Genomic DNA, 23,079 nt, shown 5'->3' with positions numbered 1-23,079 from the left:
ATAGTGTACCATAAATTTTTAAAACTCTATTTTATTCTACCTCCATTCAATCATTCACTTATCCGCTGATGTCTTCATTCAGTATTTTCAAACCAATATTAGAAAGCATAAAAGATCTATACTGGAAATTTCTTCTTGATGAGAGCGCTTTAATATAGTATAATATAAGTCTGAAATTCATTTTAACAAAGGAGATATTATGTCTAAATCATCCCTTCAAAAAACGGTTGTGCTTTTGAGTGCAGCGGCTCTTGCGGCAGCTGTAAATGCTGTTCAGGCTGATGAGAATACTGCACCGGTCACTGCTAATCCTGCTGCAGTAGAAAGCAGCGCAGCGAAAGCAAAACCAACGACTGCTGCAAGTCCTACTGAAGCTACTGCGACACCAGAGAGCACGGATCCTAGCTCTGCTATTTCTCCAGAAAATGCCAGTGGGAACGCTGATGCTCTGATGGCTATGGCTCGCAATGTCGCAGCTACTGAGGATACAAAGCCCGTGGAGGGACAGACTGTCGATCTTCGTATCTTGGCAACGACCGACCTCCATACAAACTTGGTCAACTACGACTACTATCAGGACAAGCCGGTGGAGACCTTGGGACTGGCTAAAACAGCCGTGCTGATTGAGAAGGCCAAGAAAGAAAATCCTAACGTCCTCTTGGTCGACAATGGCGATACCATCCAAGGAACGCCGCTGGGAACCTATAAGGCCATTGTAGATCCTGTAGAGAAGGGCGAGCAGCACCCTATGTACGCTGCTCTTCAGGCTCTGGGCTTTGAAGCTGGTACGCTAGGAAACCATGAGTTCAACTACGGTCTGGACTATCTGAATCGCGTGATTGAGACAGCTGGCCTGCCTATTGTCAATGCCAATGTGCTGGATCCAGCGACTGGTAAATTCATCTATCAGCCTTACAAAATCATCGAAAAGACCTTTACAGATACTCAGGGCCGCTTGACGACTGTCAAGATTGGTGTGACCGGGATTGTACCGCCTCAAATCCTCAACTGGGATAAGGCAAACCTAGAAGGAAAAGTGGTCGTTCGCGATTCTGTTGAGGCTATTCGAGACATCATTCCTGAGATGCGCAAAGCAGGTGCAGACATCACCTTGGTGCTTTCTCACTCTGGCATCGGAGATGACAAATATGAAAAAGGCGAGGAAAATGAAGGCTATCAAATCGCCAGCCTGCCAGGTGTGGATGCTGTTGTAACGGGCCACTCTCACGCAGAATTTCCAAGCGGAAACGGAACTGGCTTCTACGAAAAATATCCTGGCGTAGACGGTGTCAATGGGAAAATCAATGGTACTCCAGTAACCATGGCTGGAAAATATGGCGACCATCTGGGCGTCATTGACCTCAAGCTAAACTATACCGATGGCAAATGGAAAGTCACTGACAGCAAGGGCTCTATCCGCAAGGTAGATACCAAGTCTAATGTAGCCGATCAGCGCGTCATTGACATTGCCAAAGAATCCCACCAAGGGACTATCAACTATGTCCGCCAGCAAGTCGGTACTACGACCGCACCGATTACAAGCTACTTCTCTCTGGTCAAAGACGATCCATCCGTGCAAATCGTCAACAATGCCCAGCTTTGGTATGCTAAGCAAGAGCTGGCTGGCACGCCTGAAGCCAACCTTCCCATTCTGTCTGCAGCTGCTCCTTTCAAGGCAGGAACTCGTGGGGATGCAACGGCCTACACAGACATTCCAGCTGGCCCTATTGCTATAAAGAATGTAGCAGACCTCTATCTCTACGATAATGTCACAGCTATCCTCAAGGTCAACGGTGCCCAGCTCAAAGAATGGTTGGAAATGTCAGCTGGCCAATTCAACACCATTGACCCAAACAATAGCCAACCACAAAATCTGGTCAATACTGACTACCGGACTTATAACTTTGATGTTATCGACGGTGTTACCTATGAGTTTGACATCACCCAGCCGAACAAATACGACCGCGAAGGCAAACTGGCCAACCCAAATGCCAGCCGGGTCCGCAACCTCAAATACCAAGGCAAGGAGATTGACCCCAATCAGGAATTTATCGTCGTGACCAACAACTACCGGTCCAACGGTAACTTCCCAGGTGTTCGAGAAGCCAGCCTCAACCGTCTGCTCAATCTGGAAAACCGCCAAGCTATCATCAACTATATCTTGGCTGTCAAAAATATCAATCCAAGTGCAGATCAGAACTGGCATTTCGCTGATACCATCAAAGGACTGGACCTGCGCTTCCTGACAGCTGATAAGGCCAAGAACTTGATTGGTACTGACGGAGACATCGTCTACCTAGCAGCTTCTGCCCAAGAAGGATTCGGCGAATACAAATTCGTCTACGTTGCACCGAAAACTGAACCGGTTCCTATTGAGCAACCAAGCTCTCCGACTATCGCAGTCGAAGCAGCCAACCTGCAGCATAGTAGAGTAGACTTCCCTGTCTTGACTGCTGTTGACCCTAGCACAAACAAGCAAGCGTCCCATAGACAGGCAGGAGCAGAAAGCCTCCCAGCAACCGGAGAAAAGACGTCCTCGCTCGGACTCTTGGGACTTGTCATGACCGGACTTGCAGGAATCTTCGCCTTCAAAAAACGGGAAAGACAATAATGATTAAAAAATCAGCAGCCAAAATAGCTGCTGATTTTGCTTTTTAAAGACTGTCATTGCTCAATTCTAACAAAACACTGACTGCGGTCAAGGCATAAAGCGGAGCTGTTTCAGCCCGCAGGATACGTGGACCTAGACCAGCTGACACAGCCCCTGCTTGGCCAAAGGCTGCTATTTCATCTGGCGATAGACCGCCCTCCGGTCCGAAGATAAAGAGCACTTTTGCGCCGGCTTCCAAGCCTGATAGCGCTCGGACTAGAGCTGCAGATTCTCCTTCTTTGGCTGCTTCTTCATAGGCCACAACGATTGTGTCAAATTGAGCCAGCTGATTCAAAAAATCTGATTTTTTTTCAAAAAGCCGAACTTCTGGAATCAGATTGCGCCTGCTCTGCTCCGCTGCTCCCTGAGCAATTTTCTCCAGTTTTTCACTCTTTTTGGATAGCTTTTTGCCATCCCACTTAGCCACCGACCAGTCCGCTGGGAAAGCCCAGATAGCACTGGCTCCTAGCTCCGTTACCTTCTGAGTGATGAATTCCAACTTATCGCCCTTAGGAAAGCCTGAAGCAATGGTCACTTGAACCGGCAACTCTGTATTGTCTGCCAGCTCCTCCAAGATTTCCAAGCTCTGCTGGTTGGGATCCAATACCCGAGCCAGCCGTTTCACGCTATCATCAAAGACCAGTGTGACTTGGTCGCCCTCTTTGAGCCGCATGACTGAAAACATATGTTTGGCCGTGTCCTTATCCGTGACCACCAGAGGAGACTGAGGACTTCCTTTTATAAAATACTGCTGCATCTAACCACCTATCACGCCTGAAATGTCCTGCGTTTTCTTAAAGACACAGGCATTCCATTCACCCTGAATCATATGTGTTTCCAGGAAAAATCCTGCCGCTTCCGCTGACTCGCGCACCATTTCCCACTTCTCAGAAATAATCCCACTCATAATCAGATAGCCCTCATCCTTGACCAGACGGTAGGCATCCTCTGTCAGATGGATGAGAATATCGGCCAAAATGTTGGCAACAATGACATCCGCCGCAATTTCTACGCCTCGGAGAAGATCACCTGGTGCCACATGGATGTTCTCCATACCTGGATTGAGCTCAATATTTTCCTGAGCCACGCGCACTGCCACCTCGTCCAAATCATAGGCGTAGATGTCCTTAGCGCCTAAGAGTGAGCTGGCAATGGAGAGAACGCCGCTGCCCGTGCCTACATCCAACACCGTTTCACCGCCCCGCAGGACCTGCTCCAGCGCAAAGAGGCTCATCTTGGTCGTCGGGTGAGTGCCCGTACCGAAGGCCATGCCAGGATCCAGCGTGATAATCTTCTCACCAGCTGTCGCCTCATACTCCGTCCATGACGGCACAATAGTCAAGTCGTGGGTGATCCGAGCCGGCTCAAAGTACTTCTTCCAGTTGTCCGCCCAGTCTTCCTCAGCCAGTTCCTGCCGAGTCAGCTGAATATTTCCCGTCTCCAAGCCGAAGCCATCCAGCTCAGCCAGACGCTCATTGGCCTGAGCCGCAACAGCCTCTATATCCACCGAATCCGGGTAGTAGCCGGTAATCTTGACCCGATCGCTCTGCTCCACTTCTGGAAAAAGCTCACCATACTGGTCAACCTGCCCCAGATAATCTGCGCTGTCATCGATAGCCACGCCCTGACTGCCCAGCTCAATCAGAATATTAGAGGCTGCTTCTTCCGCCTCACGCTTCACTTCAATCGTTAATTCCTGCCAAGTGTCCATTATTAAATACCAGGCCCGTAAAACACAGAGCCAAAATAGGAAATTCTCTGATGACGCTTGCGTCTATGAGAACCTTATCTTTTTGGCACAATGTTTAGGGCAGATTCAGTTTAAAAATTTAACTGAACAATCCTTTCTTTGTTTATTTCATTGTCTTCGTCATGTAGACCATATCCATGCCCTCTTTTTCGGGCTCAGTATGGGTCTGATGATAGCCATTTTTCTCATAAAAAGCCACCATGCCTTTATCCTGGAAAACCGTACACAAATCCCATCTGATAACGGTGGAGAATTTCTCCTCAATCAGACCAAGGCCTTCAGAACCATATCCTTTATTCTGGTACTCTGGCAAAATCGCTACGGTTCCAATCCAGCCTGCTGTCTGTTCGTCATTTGTATTCAAGCGAATAAAGCCAAGAATCTTCTCGTCGTCTTTGACAAAATAATAAAAACTATTGGGCCGCTCAACCAGCTTCCAGCGAATCCGCTCTCGCTCCTCCAGATAGGGGTCGTATTGATCCTGATATTTTTCATAAACGGCCTTAAAACTCGCTCGCTGAATGGCAATAATGGTCTCTAAATCCTCAGCTCCCGCCCGCTCAATATGAATCATGCTCGCACCTCCAAATAATCTCTCAACCTGTCCTGTAGCTGCGGAATAACCTTTTTATCTGCTAAAAACTGGCGAATATCCATCATCTGATAAGCCTGCCCCTCATCGCCAAAGACGATGCTGGCACATTCTTCCTGAGTGATGGTTCCCACCATAAAAATCGAGGTTTTGGCTGGATCAAGCATGCCTTGATATTCCTTAGCCCAGACAATAGCTACTTCTTCAAGCTTCAAACCAAGCTCTTCGAAAACTTCTCTTTGAACACATTCAAAGGGGGTCTCCTCGTTCTCTCGGCCACCGCCTGGCAGCTCCCACATATTGGGCCAAGGAATAGTTGAAATATCGTCTCGCAAGATAGTCAGTAGCTTATCATCACAGAGCAAGGCAATCTTGCAGCCAGAAAACTCCATCTGTTTGTGCAGCAAATCTAGTCCTTCTTCATCTGCCATCAGCGCCTCCTAATACCTTGGATAGGGATAAAAATCTGTCTCAGTCAAATCCGCTCTGCCATTTTCAAAAGCCTCAGCATTCCAAGCCATCTCAAACTCTGCCGCCTCTGGATCTGCTAAGAAGTCCATGAGTGCATCGAGACCAGACTCAGCCGTTTGGGTTAGGAAATCCACGAAATAAGCCAGAAACTCCAGTGACAGCCCCTTCTTCGGCTCATAGGGCAGGGCAGCCAGATAGTTCTCTGCCTCAAAACGAGACTTGGTCGGATTGTAGAAAAGTACGGCTTCCTCAAAGTAAATATCCTCAGCCGAGACATTGCCCTCAGCATCAACCGTCTCAATACCGCCTGGATTTTGAACCTCAAGGAGAAAGGCAAGCTCGACTGCGTGATTCTTCTTGTCCCAGTTTATCTCATAGTCAAAAGGAAAGCTCTTCCCCATTTCCTCGTCCAATATCTCCAAAAAACCGTACTTAGTCATGATTTCCTCTTTTCATTGTGATAAAATATTACTATCTACAATAGTAACACAAAAAGCCAAGAAAAACACTTGCAGAAAGGAAATCTTATGCCAGAAAACCTCGCCCTGCGCTTGCGGCCGACCGATATTGATCAGATTATCGGCCAGCAACATCTGGTCGGACCCGGGAAAATCATCCGTCGCATGGTTGAAGCCAACCGCCTGTCCTCGATGATTCTCTACGGGCCACCCGGCATTGGCAAAACCTCTATCGCCTCGGCTATCGCCGGCACAACTAAATATGCTTTCCGGACCTTTAATGCCACCGTAGATAGCAAGAAGCGCCTGCAAGAAATCGCCGAGGAAGCTAAATTTTCCGGCGGACTGGTGCTCCTACTTGACGAGATTCACCGTTTGGACAAGACCAAGCAAGACTTTCTTCTACCGCTATTAGAAAGCGGTCTAGTCATCATGATTGGAGCGACGACAGAAAATCCTTTCTTTTCTGTCACTCCTGCTATCCGAAGTCGGGTTCAGATATTTGAGCTAGAGCCCCTCAGCAACGATGACATCCGGACAGCCATTCAGCTAGCCTTGAAGGATAAGGAACGAGGATTTGATTTTCCAGTGGAGCTAGACAAAGAAGCTCTGGATTTCATTGCCATCTCTACCAACGGAGACCTGCGCTCTGCTTATAATTCACTGGATTTAGCCGTACTCTCTACCCCAGAAGATGACAAGGGCATCCGCCATATCACACTTGATGTCATGGAAAACAGCCTGCAAAAGAGCTATATCACCATGGATAAGGACGGGGACGGCCATTACGATGTCCTCTCTGCCCTACAGAAGTCCATCCGTGGCTCTGATGTCAATGCCAGCCTCCACTACGCAGCTCGCCTCGTTGAGGCAGGAGACCTCCCTAGCCTAGCTAGACGCTTGACCGTTATCGCTTACGAAGATATTGGCCTGGCAAATCCAGACGCTCAAGTCCATACCGTTACAGCTCTGGAAGCTGCCCAGCGGATTGGCTTTCCTGAAGCCCGTATCCTTATTGCCAATATTGTTATTGATCTGGCTCTATCGCCCAAGTCCAACTCAGCCTATCTGGCCATGGACAAGGCTTTAGCTGACCTAAGAAAGAATGGAAACCTCCCCATTCCCCGCCACTTACGAGACGGCCACTATGCCGGCAGCAAGGAATTGGGCAACGCACAGGACTATCTCTACCCTCACTCCTATCCTGGCAATTGGGTCAAGCAGGACTATCTGCCCGACAAGATAAAAGACGCCAATTATTTCACTCCTAATGAGAATGGCAAATACGAGCGAGCCCTTGGAATGACTAAGGATAAGATTGATGACTTAAAAAAATGATGACATCGTTTGCAAAAAATCACATTTTTCTCTTGAATTTTTCAAAATTTATGGTATCATAATTATAGAAACGCTGTGGTGTACGACTTCACACTTAAGTGTTGACCGACTATTTTTTGTATTATTAGGGAAACAAAAGACTTCTAACAGCATGCAAGCCGTGTCACGCGGAAGCAGCTTCAGTTAGAGCGAGTTGCCCACCTGCTTAATTGCGCGGGTTCAATACAAATCGTGAAGGTCCGGCACCAATACAGCTTTTTCTATTGCCTCCTTAGCTCAGCTGGCAGAGCAGCGGACTCTTAATCCGTGGGTCGCAGGTTCGATCCCTGCAGGGGGCATCTAAATCAACAGGAAAAAGCCTTGATTTATAAGGCTTTTTTGCTTGTCTATAACTGATTTGCCCCATCATTTGCCCCACATTTTTTTATGAGCAATCTTTCCAAACATCTCTAATTTGATTAAATTCTTCAAAAATTTTCTCTTCTAAAGTGTGTCCATATACTTCTACTAACATTGAAATATCTCTATGCCCTAGAATTTTTGCAATAACTCCAAGGTCAAATCCTTTGTGCCAGAGGTAGCTTCCATAGGTATGACGTGCTCCTTTTGTCGTGATAATTGGATAAATATCTAATTCATTTAAAAGAACACTCAAAGCTTTATTGACACTTGCAATATCTGGTACCAAGTGAATATAGCCATAATGCTGAAAAATCATTTTATACCTATTCTTGATTCCTAGCTCTTTATTAGCTTTCTCTTGTTCAATTTTTAGGACTTGTAATATCTTAATACATTCTTCGTCTATCGGTACCATCCGAATAGACGTTTTGTTTTTTGGAGGGACAAATTTATGAGAAAGGGTATTAAACCTCCTATATGTTTTTAGCAGTCCTCTGTCAAAGTCAACTTCATTCCAAGTTAACGCTATTAACTCTCCAAACCTCATGCCTGTTTTTAATAGAAAATAGACAATATAAGGAACAATTGAACGTTGGTAATCAAATTTTCTCTTTACTGCTAAAAGTAAATCCAGATAGTCCTTTTCTGTATGTAAATATTTCTCTTCTGTCATCTGTTGTTCTTTGGATGAAAATAACTCGACATGTTGTGTAAAATCATCTATTAGAACTTTGTCTGCAATTGCCATTTGGATGCTCTGATGAATCCCAGTATTCAATCTACCAAGAAAATTTCTACCAACTGTTTGTCCATACTTATTCATAATTCTTTGGTATTCACTCGCACGAATTTGAGTGACTTTTTTATTTCCAAATAATCTTTCAATTGTGTTTTTACGGAGAAGATATTTTTTCTTTGTCTCTTCCGACCTACTACTCGGTAGAATTTTTAGTTCAAGCCATTCTTGATACAGATCTACAAGAGAAATATCTCTAGAAATTCTTTTTCCTAAACGAAGTTCTTGCAGAATCGGTTCAGCTTCTGACTCTGCAAGTTTTTTTGTTTTAAAACCGCTATTATGAACAACAGTTTTCCCTTCGCTACGAATTTCATAGGTCCATAAATTACTATCTCCTCGCTTTCGATAACGAACACTTGCCATATTACGCCACCTCAGTTCCTAGAATCTCATTTACAACACTTTTTGGAACAACCATCAAACGTTTGCGATTATAAAATGTATAGCCTCGTGAGACAAGTAATTCTCTTGCCTGATGAATGATATCATTTGCTGTATGAGGGCGATAGCCCATTTCAATTAATTCTTTGTTACTAATTAAATTATTGTCCATAGTTATCCTCCTTATTTATTTTCTAAATTCAGAAACTCGCCTACAAGTAGTTGTAATTCTGCATTTAATTTAGGGAGATTCTGTATTAATACTTCTTTTAATTCTTCCGCAAATTGGTTCGTTTCTTCTCTCAATAGTTTGCGGACTCTTGTTTTTTTCTTTTTGATGCTGTCTGATTTTAAATTTGGAAAAGCCAATGATAACAGTTCAGGATTGTTGAGAAAGATAATTGTAAATGCTCTTTGCTCCACTCGAATATGTTCTAGCTTATAAAATCCGAAATTATCAAGTCGATTCATAACATCTTGGACCATCTCCTCACCAATCGCTTTGGTTCTAAGTTGGAATTCCAGTCTCCACCAAAACGGATTTACAGCCAAATCTAGCTTCTCATCGCGCTTGTGAGCAATGATTTCTTTATTCTTATCATATAACCTAACTTGTACATTACTACCGCTAGAACCCCAATATTTCGTCTCTAATTCACCCCCTCTACCATAGAAGACCTTATGGGTAACACCACCTTTAATATGTTGCAAATTAACGATTTCAGGCCTATTGAAAATGTCAAATGCCAAATCAAAACGAGACAAACGTACTGTCAATGAATTCAATCTAGCAAAGTACATTAATTGCCTCCATACTTTCATTCCATCAAATTCTTTTAAAGTATTAGGATTGAAATCAATTCGAATCAATTGTTCATTTCCATAAGTGGATAATTGAAAAAATATAATATTGATTGAATCATACTCATTAAAATCTTTAGCTAAAGTAAATACATCATCTCGTACGTTATCATGTATTTCAAATGAATCAACTCTTGTACTTATTGCCTGTTTCAGATTTTTAAAAATTTGTCTTAGGGAACCAATGTCTGTATCCCAGATAACCGTTAATCTATCAATACTGACATCTAACCGCTGTACTAATTCTCCTACATCACATCGTTCTTGAATACTTCTTAAATCTTGTATAGAAACCAACAAAATTGTCCCCCCTTCTTTTAGATTTTTTAGGTTTCAGAAACACCGTCAAATCAACGATTGCTCGTTCCGTCGTTCTTTGGGCGTTGCCCTAAGTGTCCCTTTTTGCTGGCTGTTCCTAAACTTATGAGCTATTTTTATCGTTTATAACTTATTTTTAAGTTATAAATATATTTTATAAAAAATATTTTAGTTAGTCAACTAAAAACTTGATTTGTAAGTTTATAGGTGATAAAATAAGTTAAAAATAAAAATAGGAGTTTCCCATGACCTTTATTATTCAAAATTTTGGACCCAATTTGGCACGACTACGCATAGAAAAAGGGGTAAGCCAAACTCAACTAGCTGAAGATTTAGGAATCGGTAAACAGTCCATCTCTGATTACGAAAAACAAAAAAGCTATCCTACCTTTGCAAATTTGGATAAGATAGCAGAATATTTTAATGCAACTCCAACCCAACTATTTGGAACTAGTAAAGAGATTGAGTTAGAAAAGAGTGTTCTTGAATCTAATGAATACTCTGATAAAGTAAGTGAGATTTTAAAAGCTGTCAAATACATCGAAGATTTTCTAGAAACTGATGGACAGTACTTAGAGGATTTACTTTACTTAACAAGAGGCAACCAACTATACACAGAAGATGGAGATGAGTTGTATATTGATCCAACTTCTCAGAAAAGAACACTTCATAACCAATATGAACCTGGTTTTATTGAAGCAAGGGATAAATCTCCACTAGAACTCTTAATTGAAAATAAGGAATTGTTTGATAAATAGAAAAAGCGAGGATAACCTCGCTTCAGATTGAAGTTAAAATCTTTAGAAGACACTTTTATAAGGACTTTGTCTTCAATCTGTGAAAAGGAGTGAAAACTCCTTTTCTTTTTGTAAGTCAGACTGAAACTTCCAAATTGTTTATTGTAAGTGTCTAGAGTTTTGAGAAAGTGAAAAATTGAATAAGAAATTGACGAGGAAATGAGAAATCATTTCCTCGTTTTTTGTTGTTCAAAGAAAAGGAGCATTTGCTTATGAATAAAAAAGGACATCCTAAACAAAGACAATCCAGAAATATGGTGATTATGGAATGTATGGAATTAACTGGCTGGTCACGGGCGAAAGTAGTGGCTTCTCTCAAGGAGCTAGAAGCTGCAAACCTAATTAAGTTTCCAACTGCAGGCGGAGTGATGCTTCGAGAGGAGGCGCTGTAATAATGGTTGATAACGGAAGAATATCCCTAGCTCAAGGTCTAGGCAGTGAAAGTTTTTATCAATTACCAAAAGTGATGATTGGTTCAAAATATTACAGCAAGTTAAAATCAGAAGCCAAAATGATGTTTATGTTACTTAGGGATCGTATGGGGGCTTCGATTGAGAATGCTAGAAAAGGCGATATGCGTTTTGTTGATGATAATCAAGATGTCTTTATCTATTATCCTATCGAGGAGCTGGTTGAGGATCTTGGTTGGAAACGTGACAAAGTAATGTCACTCAAAAAACAGCTTATCAAATATGACCTTATTGATGAGGTCCGGCAAGGTTTGAAGAAGGCTAACCGGATTTACGTTAAGAACGTTGAAACTCGTATAGAACTTCTGAATATGGATTTTGAACAGAAAAAACAGTCTGAAAATCCAGTAAAATCGCCTGAAGTCGGAAAAACCGACTTCAAGAAGTCGGAAAAATCGACTTCAAGAGGTCGGGAAAATCGACTTCAAGAAGTCGGGAAATCCGACTCAAGTAAGAATAAATCTAGTGAGATTAAACAGAGTGAGAATAAAAATAATATTGATAGTTCTAGAAAGGCTGGGGCTGATAGTCTATCTATTCAAAAAAAATCTGAGGAGAAATATATCCAGCCAGAATACTACTCGTTGCTGCAGGTAATTGCAGATAGTTACAATGACAAATTTGCCTATGATTATAACCGACGTGAGATTTACAATCTAACTCATCGTCAGAAAATGCTGATTGGTCAGTTTCTGGCTGATGGATATATGACCAGTCAGGAGATCCTGGATACTATCGAGCGCATGCCCTTTGATACAGAACAGCCCCTCGCTTATCTGCTGAAATGCCTGGAGAACCTCAAGGAAGAGCGTAGGCTGGAGGCTAAAATAGCAGCTCATAGAAATGCTGAACTGAGGTATGGAGGGTGAGGATATAGACAAAGAACAATCTGTCCTCAAATTGTGAGCTATCAAGCGAAGGAAGGAGATAGAGATGAATAGCAACGAAAACAAAAAAGAAAAAAGTTTTAGCCTATCAGATCTCGCAGTTTTTTTATTGATTCCCTGGCTGCTTACCATGCTAATCCTAGTATTTTTCATCTCGTTAGGTAGCTTGTTCTGGATAATTTGGAATACGTTGGCTTTGTTTACCGAAATACCAGTAACACCGAAACAAAATTTCTTACCGTTCGCGATAGTTGAAAATTTTGAAAATATATACATTTTCATTGCGGTTAGTTTCTATTCTTTCATTTTGGGTCTCGTCTGGGTAATCAAAAATATGAGAAACAAGGTGCATCATGATTAAAATATTTAAGTTTTTTCGTAAGAGGTTAGACCATGTTCTTGGCTTTACAGCTGGCCCAGCTTTGTTTGCTACTGTTTTATATTCTGTGAAGAATGCTAAAGTAGCTCTCGTAATAGCTTTGGTTATATTGCTTGTTGTTGGAATTGCTTTTATTACGATGCCAGCAAATACCCCAGAGGAAAAGCAAAAAAGAAAAGAATGTGTAGAATCTGCAACTTTTATAATCATTTCATTTGTTGTTGCAGCTACAGTATACAACCTTATGACCAATGGCTTTCAAATAATATCTGATCAGTTGTACTGATTAAATCTTTTTTCGTAGATTTTAATACTTGACCTAAGTAAGTCTCTAAACTGCTTCTAGTTCCTTGAAAATTGAATACCCCCGCTGTCCTGATTAGCGTGACCTAGACATAAAAGAGAAATAGGGGCGGCGAGTAACTAGAAAAGGATATCTAGTGTCGGTCACATGACGCAAAGCCACGGTTGACTTGTCCCGTAAGGCGAAGGAGTTTTTGGGGTTTACCAGACTAAAATAACCCTGCGTAAGAAATACGGAAGGCAGTTACGCACTGTCTCGGCAAGCTGTAAATCAGCAACTTTTCAGAAGGGGGATTAACCATGACTGAAAAAAATGATATAAAGTCAGTTACCATCTCTGACCTAAAAAAGATGGGCAAATACGGCGGAGCAACTGCTCGACTGGAATCAGGAGAGGAAATTGCTCTTGGTGCAAAATTTGCTACACAACGTCGTTTTGGTATCATTGCTGGTCAGGTACAAGAAGTGGATGTGGTTTTACCCTACACTGCTAAACTGCTTAGTCAGATCCGAACTATCAAGATTGGACCAGTATTGGTCGCTAGGAAATTAAAACAACGTAAAACCTCCCTACAGCTGACAGGGCAGGGCTATAAGAAATAATACAAGGAGAAAAATAGATATGGATATCGCTACAAAAATTATTGGAGCTCTTGGAGTGCTAGGTGTTGCTAGAGGAGCCATGGGAGCTTGGAATGGCTGGGAAGAGTACTCGGCTGGGAAAAGAATTGGAAATGATCAGAAGATTGAACAAGGCTGGGCTGGTATGCTTTATGGAGCTGCTACTGCAGCTCTATCAACAGGAATTGCAGCAGGTATTGTTGCACTTTTGAATACGATTACTTGGTAACATTGGAGGGTGTTAAATGGACACAACAACTTTAACACAAAACCTCACTCAGTATAGTCCAAAAGTTAATGAAATGGCTACTTTGATTAATCAATCATCTAAAAAGGTTGCTTTAATTATTATTGGTATCATGTTTTTACTTGAGATAGATTCTTGGTATAGAACCTTGAAAGATCAGGGAGGCGGTTTGACAGGAGAAATGTGGTTGGAGGTTGCTTTTAAATACCTCGTAGCTCTTTTCCTAGTTAACTATTCTGCTGAAATTTTTGATTTTATTGTTAATTTAGTCATTGCATCTGTCAAGACGATAAGTGGTCTAGTAAAACCAGAAGAATTTAAATCGAAGGTGACTGCCGATGGTGTTAATGGTTGGATGGAAAAAGGATTTATTAATATTGGCGGATCTATTATAGACTCGATTGCTGGAATTAGCATTAACATTATTTTGTTTTTACGGGCTTTTCAGATGTATGTGCTCAAAGCTATCGCCCCTATTTTGATGGCTTTCTGGATGGCGGATGCAACAAGAGAAATTTCAAAAGGCTTTATAAAAGAGTTTGCAGCTGCTGCTTTCCAAGGGTTGTTGCTCTTTTTAGTTTCATCAATTTATGTTGGGATTGTAGCTGATGACCTTTTCAAAGTTGATACAGGAAAGGGTGGTTGGGATACAGCGTTTGCTTCTTTGGCAAAAGGCGTAGTTTACATTTTTGTCATTTGGCAGACTCAAAGACAGGCTAAAAAACTAATGGCGACTAGTTAGATATTATGCTATAATATTTAAAAAAGGAGTAGAGCTATGGCAACAGAATTAGAACAAGCTATCCAGCATCTTAATAAGGCACTTGAAAATGCTCCTGAATCAGAAAAAACATTGTTTTTTGAACAGAATTTTCAAAATGATTCTGATGTGAAAATACAGAAGCCTTCTAAAGCAGGAAAACGAAGTATTTTATCAATGTTAAAATCTGTTTTGTCTCGGATTGGGCTTGCAATCATGAAAATTTTTCTGTGGCTTTTGATGGCTCCCTTCTTTCTACTTACTCTGGTTAAAAATTGGTTTTTATTGGTTTTATTTTTCTTGATTGCTTGGAATATAATTCTTATTTTCTATAGGCATTTTTCGGGAGTTGAATGGATTCCCGGTCAGAGTACTGTGGATCTTAGCTCAAAAACAGTTGAGATCGTTGTCTATCTGTCAGCTGCAATTTCTCTAATTGCAACATATCTAGAATATTCAGGAAAAATTGATTAAGTTACTGTATGGACTATTGAGCACTTTACATGTTAAAGTGTTTTTTTGATGACTGAGAGAGGAAAAAAATGAATGAATTAGAAGATGAAATTGGCTCTATCTTCCTAGAAAGGTATGATGATTACGAGCCAATTTTTTTATTTGGTAGAACAAAACGGCAACTTATATTATCAGGAGGCTGTTTTTTAAGTATTGTGCTGGGAGCGCTCCTCTATTGGCTACAGTTTCCAGACTTTTTTGTCTGGATGGTTATAGGAGTTATAGCAGGTCCCACTTTCATTTATGGAACAAGAAAGGAAATTGAAATTAAGGAAAGGTTACGATTCCGATTAACTAATCAGGAGAGAGCCTATTTAGTAAGTGAGGAGAGAGGAAAAAAATATGATTTTACCCAAGAAAAATCCGTTAGAGAAGCTTTCAGCACCTCTGAAAGCTCGTCAACAACGGCTGAAAAAGGAATATAAAAAAACTCCATCGGTTCAAAATTCAATTTACTTCAAATATCAATTTGAAAATGGAATTATGAATATTGAAGGTAACCGCTGGTCTCAGACATACAGTTTAGGTGACTTCCCCTACAACACAGCTAGTCAGAGTAATAAGTTAGGAGTTATTGATAGCTACGGAGAAGGTCTAAATTCTTTGGATGCTGGCGATGCTTTCCAGCTTCTAGTCCTAAATCGTCGAGTAGATAACGAAACAATAAAGCAAGTACTTTACGAACCAGAAAAAGATAAATTTGATGTTTACCGCGAGGAGTATAATGACATCATTCAAGAGCGATTTTCGGTTGATGAAAAGAACTTTAAAGTTGAAAAATATGTAACTCTGACCACAGAAGCATATGATCAACATTTAGCTTCTAATCAATTGTGGGATTTAGGACAATCTGTAGAAAATGCTTTCCAGAAAATGGAGATTAGTTTTGATAAGCTTAATGGTATTGAACGTCTAGAAATTTTTAATTACTTGCTTCGTTATTCTCCTTATCTTCCATTCGATTATAAAGACATTGCTCTATCTGGTCTAAAGTCTAAAGATTTTATATCTCCTAATCGCATTGTTTTCTCAGAAGATTTTATTCGTTTGGATGATAAATTTGCAAAAGTCCTTTACGTTCGTCAGTATCCAGAATTTTTAAGTGATCGTATGATTAAATCTATTTGTGATACAGGTGTCGAGTTTGCGCTGACAATCCATGCTGAGGCTCAAGAACCGGATAAGGTAGCTAAAGAAATTGCAAACCAACAGTCTTTAGCAAACCGGCAACGTCTAAAAGATCAGCGAGAAGCATTTAAAAATGGCATTGATGGCTCATTAGGAGAATCTCAAAAAGCCGTAGAAACTAGTCAGACCACTGAAAAATGGAAAAGGATAACCACATCTGGAGGCCAAAAAGTATTTCAAGGGGTTATAGCCGTATTTTATACAGCAGACACAAAAGAAGAGTTACAACTTCATACTGATAAAATCAAAGCAGCTGGTCGAAAGGTTGGTGTGATTTTTGATGATTGCTATTATTATCAAGAAGAGGCCTTGAATACGATTTTACCAATCGGCAGGGCTTTTCTTGATGTCAAAAAGGACTTTATGCGCCCTTTCACGACGGCCAACGTAGCAACACAGATTCCTTTTACGAATGTGGATCTACAGAGTGAGAGTCCCAGAGCCTTGTATTATGGTCAGAATCAGTTGTCTAATAATCTGATTACTCTGGACCGAAAACGGGACTTAAATGCTGCGAATGGCCTTATTATCGGCTCAACTGGTTCAGGAAAAGGGATGACTACGAAAACAGAAGAGGTTATTCCAACATTACTTAGATATTTAGAGGATAGATTAATGGTAGTTGATCCTGAGGATGAATACTCTGGTATTGCTGAGAATTTTGGAGGGCAGGTTATCAATCTATCTCCAAAATCGAGCAGTCACTTTAATTTATTAGATTTGCCTAAAACTGATCAAGTTCTTTATGATAATGAGGATCAGGAGATTGATTTAATAGCAGATAAAGCTAATCTTTTGATGGCCTTATTTGATTCTATTATGAAGGAGGTGACAGATGATCACACAGCTATTATTGATAAAGTTACACGATTAGTTTATAAACGTTATGAAGAGCCTACCTTAGTTGAATGGCAGGAGATTTTGGAAGAACAACCTGAGGCTGCAGCTAAAGAATTGGCTGTTAGATCAGAAATATATACTCGAGGTAGTTTGAATCTTTTTGCTCACAAAACAAACGTAGATATTGACAACCGTTTTGTAGTATTTAATTTGAAAGGATTGAGTAAGAAGCTTAAACCTTTTGCTCTTTTAGTTTTGCAAGATTTTATTTGGCAGCAAGTTTTACATTACCAAGGGAAACAAACTATTTGGCTCTATTGGGACGAATTACATTGGACCTTTAGAAGTCAAACTGATGCTACTTTCTTTGCCGAACTATGGGCTAGAATTCGGAAATATGGAGCCATTGTAACAGGTATTACTCAAAATCCTGGAACAATTCTAGCTTGGGAAGAGGGACGAAATTTAATGTCTAATACAGAATTTTTTATCTTGCTTCGTATGAAACCGCAAGATATAGAGAAATTATCTGATGTGACGGAAATACCAGAAGCAATGCAACGATACATTCAGCGCCCAAAACAAAAAGGAAGCGGACTAATCATAGCTGGGGATACCATCGTACCGTTCCAGAATCCAATCCCTAAAAATACAAAACTATATAAACTAGCACAAACCGATGCTTAACAGAAAGGAGTTACTAGATGGCAGAACACGATCCCTGGACAGAAAGGGGGAAAATAAAGCAGGCGGCCGCATATAAGTCAGCTGAACAGAATCACCTAAGCAAGCGTCAAGGTTTAAAACAAGCGAAAAGTGATTATGAACAAAGCAAGAGTAATTACAAAGTTGCTAAGAGCGAGCATAAAGCTACTATAAAGGCCAAACAGAGCACTGCAGAGAGTCGGGAACGTCTAAGTCAGACTAGACATCAATACAAAGTTGATAAACAAGCTAAGAAAACAGCATATAAGCGTATTGGTGGAACTAAGAAACAAAAAGTATCCAGAAGTGCCTATCAAGCGACACGGCGGATAGGAGAGGCTGCTCTGCAGGATAATGATGCTTTGGATAGCTTTGTAGATGCTCGACAAAAAATTCGGGGTACGCATGCTAGTATTCAACAAGCTAAAAATATTGGCAGACTAAGTAAACAGATTGGCACAGGATTTGTTCGAGGTCCCTACAGTATAGCTAATAGAAGTTATAATCTAGTTAGAGGAAGAGGTTTCACTCGAACTCTAGTTTCTGATCGTTGGGAAATTAAAGCAGCAAAACGTCTCCGGGCTTTCCGCCAACGTTTGAAATACTCTAAAGTTGGAAAAACTGTTCGAGGAACAGGGAAAGTGTTAAATGTCCTATCAAAACCTTTCCAGATAATTTTGAAAAACCCTTTATCTATTAAGGCCTTTCTTATTATCATTGCTTTGATTTTGTTCTTCGTTATTTTTCTAGGTAATCCTAGTCCTATCAGACAGGATGAATGGGAATTAAATAAATCATGGATCTATCTGACAGAATTGGATCGTAATGCTTCTAATGATAAAGTGGACTACTGGTCCAATATTGACGATGTGGTTTTTTACATGAATTACCGTTACAAGGACTATAAATTATCAGATATTTATGATGACGGCAGTAATAGCTTGAAAAACAGGACTAATCCGTCGGCCACTCGGAAAGATACCAGCGAACAACGCACCTACAAAGATTTGCTGCGCCAGATCTGGCATGGTCTTAATGATGATCCCCAAAAATTGCTAACTATGAAAGACCTATATACCAATGAGCTGGCATCTCCCTACTATCTTGGGGAAAAAGCCTTGAAAGAGTATGAAGAGCTTCTGAAACAATCGGACGAGATGGGCCGCTATATGGCTTACCAGGAACTAGAGAACCCTTTCTATAGTTCTGCAGAAGATGGACATAATAGCCCACTCCTTATTACTCGCCGCTTTGGATATGATCCTAAAGATAAGATGTATAACGGAACAGTGATACAGATTAGTCAAGGTCAATCTTTAAGAGCGGCCTTTGGTGGCAAAATAAAAATAAAGGGAAGTGATGTTCTCATCACTAGCTCTAGCAGAGAATTGACTTACAAGAAGGTCAATGGAATTCGAGTCAAGGATGGTGAGCAAGTCTCGGCCGGTCAGGAATTGGGGACAGTATCCAGCCAGGGGGGGCAGGAGTTTTATTATCAGAAATATCGTCGATACGACGATAAAGATAAAAAGGATGAATGGGTCTGGGTCAACCCTGGCTTTTACTTTGAGAAAGTAAAATATAACCAAACTACGTCGGTTATCTCTGATTTAGAACTTTCAGGAGACTTGGCTACTCGAACCAAACAAACGTATGATTATATCAAGAAAAAAGAACCTAAAGCGACCGATAACGGTATAGCATCCATGTTTGGGAATTTTGGAGTAGAGAGCAATATGACCGCTAAACGAGCTGAAGGAGATTATTTAGCCCAGCCGGTCGGTGCAACTGAGAGCTCCTGGGATGATGAAGGATGGCTCTCAATGAGCGGGCCAACCATTTATGGTGGCGGCTATGACAATATCCTACATCGAGGTTTGGGTCTTGGTATGTGGACAGATACGAAAGATGGCAGTACTCGTCATAGTTTGCTTTTGGCCTTTGCCCAGGAGCGGGGCAAGAAGTGGTACGATCTGCAGCTGCAGATTGACTTTATCCTGGATGGGGATGCTCCTTATTACAGAGAAATTGCCCGGCAAATCCTGACCAGCAATGAAGATGTTGAAACGCTGACTAAACGTTTCCTCAATCTTTGGGAAGGCAATGCTGGGGATAAATTGGCTGAGCGACAGCATGCGGCTAAGCAGATGTTAACCTATTTCAAAAGAAGTAGTTCAGGTGGCTCTTTCGTGAAGCCGAATGGAAAATATGCTCCAATCTTCAATCAAGACTATTGGGTTATGCAACCTTATGGATTCACTCCTTGGTCATCTGGAGCCGGGGGCGGACTTTATGGTCCGTCTGGAGGAAAACATACAGGTGTTGACTTGGCGCCATTAAACGTCCAATATGGGACTGTTGCATTGCCAGCAGATGTCCCAGTTCACTCTATCACAAACGGGACGGTTTATAATACAGGTTATTCATCTGTTGGAGGCTACCAAATTACGATTATACCCGAAGGTACGAATATGTATTTATATTACGGCCATTTGAAGGAACAGCCAAATCTTGCTCCTGGGACAGAGGTTAAAGCTGGGCAACAAATTGCCTGGTTAGGTAACTCAGGTATGACCTCAATTTTCCATGTTCACTTGGAGATAAGCCCCACCCCAGCGATTGGTACAGCGGCTAGTCCAGATCCGTCATTTTTAGTTATTGACAGTGGTACCTTAGCTCAAAGTCAGCAGATAAAAGTAAATCAATAGAAAGGTAAAATATGATTGATGAAAAGAAAGTTAAGATTTTAGTTTGGGCCGCCCTGGCTGGAATAGTTCTATTTTTCTTGCTTATTCTAGGATTTTTTCTGAAAGGATCGTCTACGTCTAAAAGAACAAGCAATGATTTAGATAACGGTCTGCGAAAAGAAAAAGTTACGGCATTCTTGAAAGCTTATTTTAACAAGGATAAGGTTGGTACAAATCGAAAGGACTATCAGCCTTATTTAACTGATGGAGCTTATCAGGAAGAAATAGGGAAGGAAGAAAGCCCTGCTTTCCAAGCCTATACGTCTTATATGCAGAACTATCAGTATAAGTCAGCTAAACTCTATTTTGGTTCTGAGGAACCGGTCGTATTTGCAACGGTAAGCTATCAATTTGATAGTGTGAACCAGTTGAAAGAGAATGAAAAGCAAAAGAAGATTACCTCAACGGCTAATTATAGTCTCAAACTGACCTACAAACAAACTGAGGGCAAGTGGTTGGTTGATAAAATTGAGATTGTCAATCTTAATCCCATATCGGAAAGTGGCCAAAAGCAGGATGAATATGCGCCAGGAGTAATTGATTTAAACAAGATGAATGGAGAGGAGAATAACGAATGAGGGATGAAAACCAATCAAAACGGATGCAACGACTTATTTTAGTTGCTGTTGTAGTTATTGCTTTTCTGGCTGGTTATGGTTTTGGTGGTAGAGGAAAAATAAACGGGAATGTTAAAACCAAAGAAAAGACTACTCAGCAGATTGCTAGTAAGTCAGATAATAAAAAAGAACTGACTCAAAAGGAAGTAAAAGATTTTCTAGTGGCCTATTATACCAAAAAGGATTTGGAAGAAAACCAGGAACGATATCGCCCATTTATGACTAAGGCTCTTTACACTGCGGAAGTAAAGCAAGAAGAAAGTGCTATTAATCAGACATACAAGGGATACGTGGTTGACTATGTTTTCCAACGAGCTGAAATTTATGTTGATAACGAAAATCTTACAGCGATTGTGCATGTGAGATACACAAACACCTTGCTGGCAAAGAAAAATAATTATGAGAAGGCACAGACTAATGTTTCAAATGAAGTAACACTGAAACTAACGTATCAAAATCAAAATGGGAAACTTCTTTTAAACAGTAAGGAGCAATTGCAGTTGATTAGCAATAGTACAGCAAGCAGTAGTTATCCAGATTATGGAACTTTAAAGGAAGAAGCAAAAAGTTCCTCAGAAGAGACAAACCAGTCTAGTAGCAGCGAAGTAGAGAAAGGAAATTAAAACAATGGCAAAGAAAAATAGTATTCAGAATTTAGAGAAAAAAATTAGTCGATTAGAGCAAGAAAAAATCAAAGTTCAGGATCAGCAAGTAGAGCTTAAACAAAAAGAAAAAGATATTGAGCAAGCTATCACACACGCTAAGGCAGAGTATGTGACAGCTTTGCTTAGCCAGTCTGATTATTCTATGGACGATTTGAAAGGTTTATTACTGGATGATACAAATAAGGAGGTGCCAGATGTTTCTAGCTCAACATTTAACGAATAATCAGCAAAATGATTATGTCAATCGTAATGATTTACTCTCGTATGTCGAAAAAGAAAATGCACGTCTCAAGGCGGTTAATCAAGTAGCTGAGATGACACTGATTCAGAGTAATGAAAATGGGGAAATCTTACAAAAGAAGAGAATTCAACTGCCATTTCAGGGGACAGTTGAAGAATTGCTGCAAGATTTTGGTTTTGTTGATACAGGCAAAAAAAGTAAGTTGGTATTTCCTTTTAAGAAAGAAAAAGGAGCAACTGATACAACTATTCCAAACGCACAAACAGTCCAAACCGTTCAGGGAAGTTCCTCAAGTAATCCACTGAAAGCTTTCAGTGGATTAAAAATAATGATGTTAGTTATTTTATTGATTGGTTTATTTGGAGGCTATTCAGTCATTTTAGCAGGTCAAAATAAACGACTAAAAACAGAAGTAGCGTCTTTGGAAAACAAAGTCAATAATCTTTCTAACTTACAGGTAGTTGCCCCACAAGTGGATGTTTTTAGTCGCTATTTTATTTCTTCATTCTATGCCAATGATAGGGATATTTTGGATCAATATTTAACAGATTCTCTAAAAAAAGAGATAGAAGTTAAAGATGGACAGTTGCAATCTGTTGTCTTTGAAGGAGTGAAAAAGAATGGGAAGAATTATCAGGTATCTTATGTGTTACAGATTAATCAAGAAGAAAGTAAACGTACTGTACGTTTAACTTTTGATGTTCAAAGTGATAAGAGTGGCCGTTATGGCTGGCTTGTCACAAGTCAACCTAAAGAGGGACTATACCCTGGATAATACTAAAAAATTAGAAAAGGAAAAAACATGAAAAAAACAACTATTACAACTACTATTTTACTTTCTACTTTGATACTTAATAGTGTAGCTTATGCTGATGAATTGGCTAATAATATTCCGGTTATTACACAACCAACCACTCCAGCGCAGCCAACAGATCCTGTAGCTCCGACACAGCCAACCACTCCAGCGCAGCCAACAGATCCTGTAGCTCCGACGCAGCCAACCACTCCAGCGCAGCCAACAGATCCTGTAGCTCCGACGCAGCCTATCACTCCAGCGCAGCCAACAGATCCTGTAGCTC

At 40.8% G+C, this 23,079-nt stretch carries 25 protein-coding genes, 1 tRNA gene and 1 pseudogene; 19 read left to right on the top strand and 8 right to left on the bottom strand.

The features are described 5' to 3' along the window. Positions 1–199: 199 nt before the first annotated feature. Positions 200–2,611, top strand: coding sequence for a bifunctional 2',3'-cyclic-nucleotide 2'-phosphodiesterase/3'-nucleotidase (locus tag K1J09_RS03705; RefSeq protein WP_223322897.1), 2,412 nt, complete (start codon positions 200–202; stop codon positions 2,609–2,611). A gap of 43 nt (positions 2,612–2,654) precedes the next feature. Here the strand turns inward: K1J09_RS03705 and K1J09_RS03700 are convergent, their stop codons facing one another. The 5 genes from K1J09_RS03700 to K1J09_RS03680 form a co-directional block, all read right to left on the bottom strand. Beyond that, positions 2,655–3,407, bottom strand: a complete 753-nt coding sequence (locus tag K1J09_RS03700) for a 16S rRNA (uracil(1498)-N(3))-methyltransferase (RefSeq protein ID WP_223322895.1) — start codon at positions 3,405–3,407, stop codon at positions 2,655–2,657. Beyond that, positions 3,408–4,361 carry a 50S ribosomal protein L11 methyltransferase gene (gene prmA / locus K1J09_RS03695; RefSeq protein WP_223322893.1) on the bottom strand — a complete coding sequence of 318 codons (954 nt, stop codon included), beginning with the start codon at positions 4,359–4,361 and terminating at the stop codon, positions 3,408–3,410. 142 nt (positions 4,362–4,503) lie between these two features. Next, the gene (locus tag K1J09_RS03690) at positions 4,504–4,974 is read right to left on the bottom strand and encodes a GNAT family N-acetyltransferase (RefSeq protein WP_002916180.1); all 471 of its coding nucleotides are present in this window, start codon (positions 4,972–4,974) and stop codon (positions 4,504–4,506) included. Next, the gene (locus K1J09_RS03685) at positions 4,971–5,423 is read right to left on the bottom strand and encodes an NUDIX hydrolase (RefSeq protein ID WP_002916181.1); all 453 of its coding nucleotides are present in this window, start codon (positions 5,421–5,423) and stop codon (positions 4,971–4,973) included. Before K1J09_RS03685 ends, K1J09_RS03690 begins: the two co-directional genes overlap by 4 nt. 9 nt (positions 5,424–5,432) lie before the next feature. Next, positions 5,433–5,903 (bottom strand): DUF3013 family protein, encoded by a 471-nt coding sequence (locus tag K1J09_RS03680; RefSeq protein ID WP_009659789.1) that lies wholly within the window; start codon positions 5,901–5,903, stop codon positions 5,433–5,435. 87 nt (positions 5,904–5,990) lie between these two features. On the opposite strand from K1J09_RS03680, the gene K1J09_RS03675 reads away from it, so the two are divergent. Then, entirely contained in the window at positions 5,991–7,259 is a 1,269-nt protein-coding gene (locus tag K1J09_RS03675) for a replication-associated recombination protein A (RefSeq protein ID WP_223322891.1), read from the top strand. A 265-nt stretch (positions 7,260–7,524) separates the two neighbouring features. Then, positions 7,525–7,597: transfer RNA gene (locus tag K1J09_RS03670), tRNA-Lys, on the top strand. Positions 7,598–7,683: 86 nt separating this feature from the next. On the opposite strand, the gene K1J09_RS03665 is transcribed toward K1J09_RS03670, so the two are convergent. The 3 genes from K1J09_RS03665 to K1J09_RS03655 are packed head-to-tail and all read right to left on the bottom strand — an operon-like array spanning position 7,684 to position 10,002. Beyond that, positions 7,684–8,823 carry a site-specific integrase gene (locus tag K1J09_RS03665; RefSeq protein ID WP_002911106.1) on the bottom strand — a complete coding sequence of 380 codons (1,140 nt, stop codon included), beginning with the start codon at positions 8,821–8,823 and terminating at the stop codon, positions 7,684–7,686. A 1-nt stretch (position 8,824) separates the two neighbouring features. Further along, the gene (locus tag K1J09_RS03660; protein ID WP_000369785.1) at positions 8,825–9,013 is read right to left on the bottom strand and encodes a DUF3173 domain-containing protein; all 189 of its coding nucleotides are present in this window, start codon (positions 9,011–9,013) and stop codon (positions 8,825–8,827) included. An 11-nt stretch (positions 9,014–9,024) separates the two neighbouring features. Beyond that, positions 9,025–10,002, bottom strand: a complete 978-nt coding sequence (locus tag K1J09_RS03655; RefSeq protein ID WP_002896713.1) for a hypothetical protein — start codon at positions 10,000–10,002, stop codon at positions 9,025–9,027. 263 nt (positions 10,003–10,265) lie between these two features. Here K1J09_RS03655 and K1J09_RS03650 point away from each other — a divergent pair, with 263 nt between their 5' ends. The 16 genes and pseudogenes from K1J09_RS03650 to K1J09_RS03575 all read left to right on the top strand — a co-directional run. Beyond that, on the top strand, positions 10,266–10,778 hold the full coding sequence (locus tag K1J09_RS03650; protein ID WP_003013606.1) for a helix-turn-helix domain-containing protein: 513 nt from the start codon (positions 10,266–10,268) through the stop codon (positions 10,776–10,778). 251 nt (positions 10,779–11,029) lie between these two features. Beyond that, positions 11,030–11,209: a hypothetical protein gene (locus K1J09_RS03645; protein WP_125348535.1), complete on the top strand. Its 180-nt coding sequence runs from the start codon at positions 11,030–11,032 to the stop codon at positions 11,207–11,209. Positions 11,210–11,211: 2 nt separating this feature from the next. Beyond that, entirely contained in the window at positions 11,212–12,156 is a 945-nt protein-coding gene (locus K1J09_RS03640; protein ID WP_223322889.1) for a replication initiator protein A, read from the top strand. 371 nt (positions 12,157–12,527) lie between these two features. Next, a complete protein-coding gene (locus K1J09_RS03635) occupies positions 12,528–12,839 on the top strand; it encodes a hypothetical protein (protein ID WP_223322887.1) in 312 nt (103 codons plus the stop codon). Positions 12,840–13,156: 317 nt separating this feature from the next. Then, entirely contained in the window at positions 13,157–13,459 is a 303-nt protein-coding gene (locus K1J09_RS03630; RefSeq protein ID WP_002926333.1) for a hypothetical protein, read from the top strand. Between the two features lie 19 nt (positions 13,460–13,478). Continuing rightward, entirely contained in the window at positions 13,479–13,706 is a 228-nt protein-coding gene (locus K1J09_RS03625; protein ID WP_002926332.1) for a hypothetical protein, read from the top strand. Positions 13,707–13,722: 16 nt separating this feature from the next. After that, positions 13,723–14,466 (top strand): type IV secretion system protein, encoded by a 744-nt coding sequence (locus K1J09_RS03620; protein WP_002926331.1) that lies wholly within the window; start codon positions 13,723–13,725, stop codon positions 14,464–14,466. 36 nt (positions 14,467–14,502) lie between these two features. Continuing rightward, complete coding sequence (locus K1J09_RS03615; RefSeq protein WP_002926330.1) at positions 14,503–14,958, top strand: hypothetical protein; 456 nt, start codon at positions 14,503–14,505, stop codon at positions 14,956–14,958. 68 nt (positions 14,959–15,026) lie between these two features. Continuing rightward, positions 15,027–15,422, top strand: coding sequence for a hypothetical protein (locus K1J09_RS03610; protein ID WP_002926329.1), 396 nt, complete (start codon positions 15,027–15,029; stop codon positions 15,420–15,422). Beyond that, the gene (locus K1J09_RS03605; protein ID WP_002926328.1) at positions 15,340–17,712 is read left to right on the top strand and encodes a VirB4-like conjugal transfer ATPase, CD1110 family; all 2,373 of its coding nucleotides are present in this window, start codon (positions 15,340–15,342) and stop codon (positions 17,710–17,712) included. The genes K1J09_RS03610 and K1J09_RS03605 overlap by 83 nt, the downstream gene beginning before the upstream one ends. Positions 17,713–17,729: 17 nt before the next feature. Further along, entirely contained in the window at positions 17,730–20,438 is a 2,709-nt protein-coding gene (locus K1J09_RS03600; protein ID WP_125348539.1) for a phage tail tip lysozyme, read from the top strand. A gap of 11 nt (positions 20,439–20,449) precedes the next feature. Beyond that, complete coding sequence (locus K1J09_RS03595; RefSeq protein ID WP_125348540.1) at positions 20,450–21,055, top strand: hypothetical protein; 606 nt, start codon at positions 20,450–20,452, stop codon at positions 21,053–21,055. Further along, positions 21,052–21,717, top strand: a complete 666-nt coding sequence (locus K1J09_RS03590; protein ID WP_125348541.1) for a hypothetical protein — start codon at positions 21,052–21,054, stop codon at positions 21,715–21,717. Before K1J09_RS03595 ends, K1J09_RS03590 begins: the two co-directional genes overlap by 4 nt. 4 nt (positions 21,718–21,721) lie before the next feature. Then, the gene (locus K1J09_RS03585; protein WP_125348542.1) at positions 21,722–21,982 is read left to right on the top strand and encodes a hypothetical protein; all 261 of its coding nucleotides are present in this window, start codon (positions 21,722–21,724) and stop codon (positions 21,980–21,982) included. Continuing rightward, the gene (locus K1J09_RS03580) at positions 21,954–22,775 is read left to right on the top strand and encodes a hypothetical protein (protein WP_125348543.1); all 822 of its coding nucleotides are present in this window, start codon (positions 21,954–21,956) and stop codon (positions 22,773–22,775) included. The genes K1J09_RS03585 and K1J09_RS03580 overlap by 29 nt, the downstream gene beginning before the upstream one ends. A 27-nt stretch (positions 22,776–22,802) precedes the next feature. Then, positions 22,803–23,079, top strand: a pseudogene (locus tag K1J09_RS03575) (LPXTG cell wall anchor domain-containing protein); the annotation flags it as partial.

Origin of the sequence: Streptococcus sanguinis (assembly GCF_019928825.1) — a bacterium.
GTDB lineage: Bacteria > Bacillota > Bacilli > Lactobacillales > Streptococcaceae > Streptococcus > Streptococcus sanguinis_L.
The sequence above is the reverse complement of the archived record's forward strand: the minus strand, read 5'-3'. Positions and strand labels throughout refer to the sequence as shown.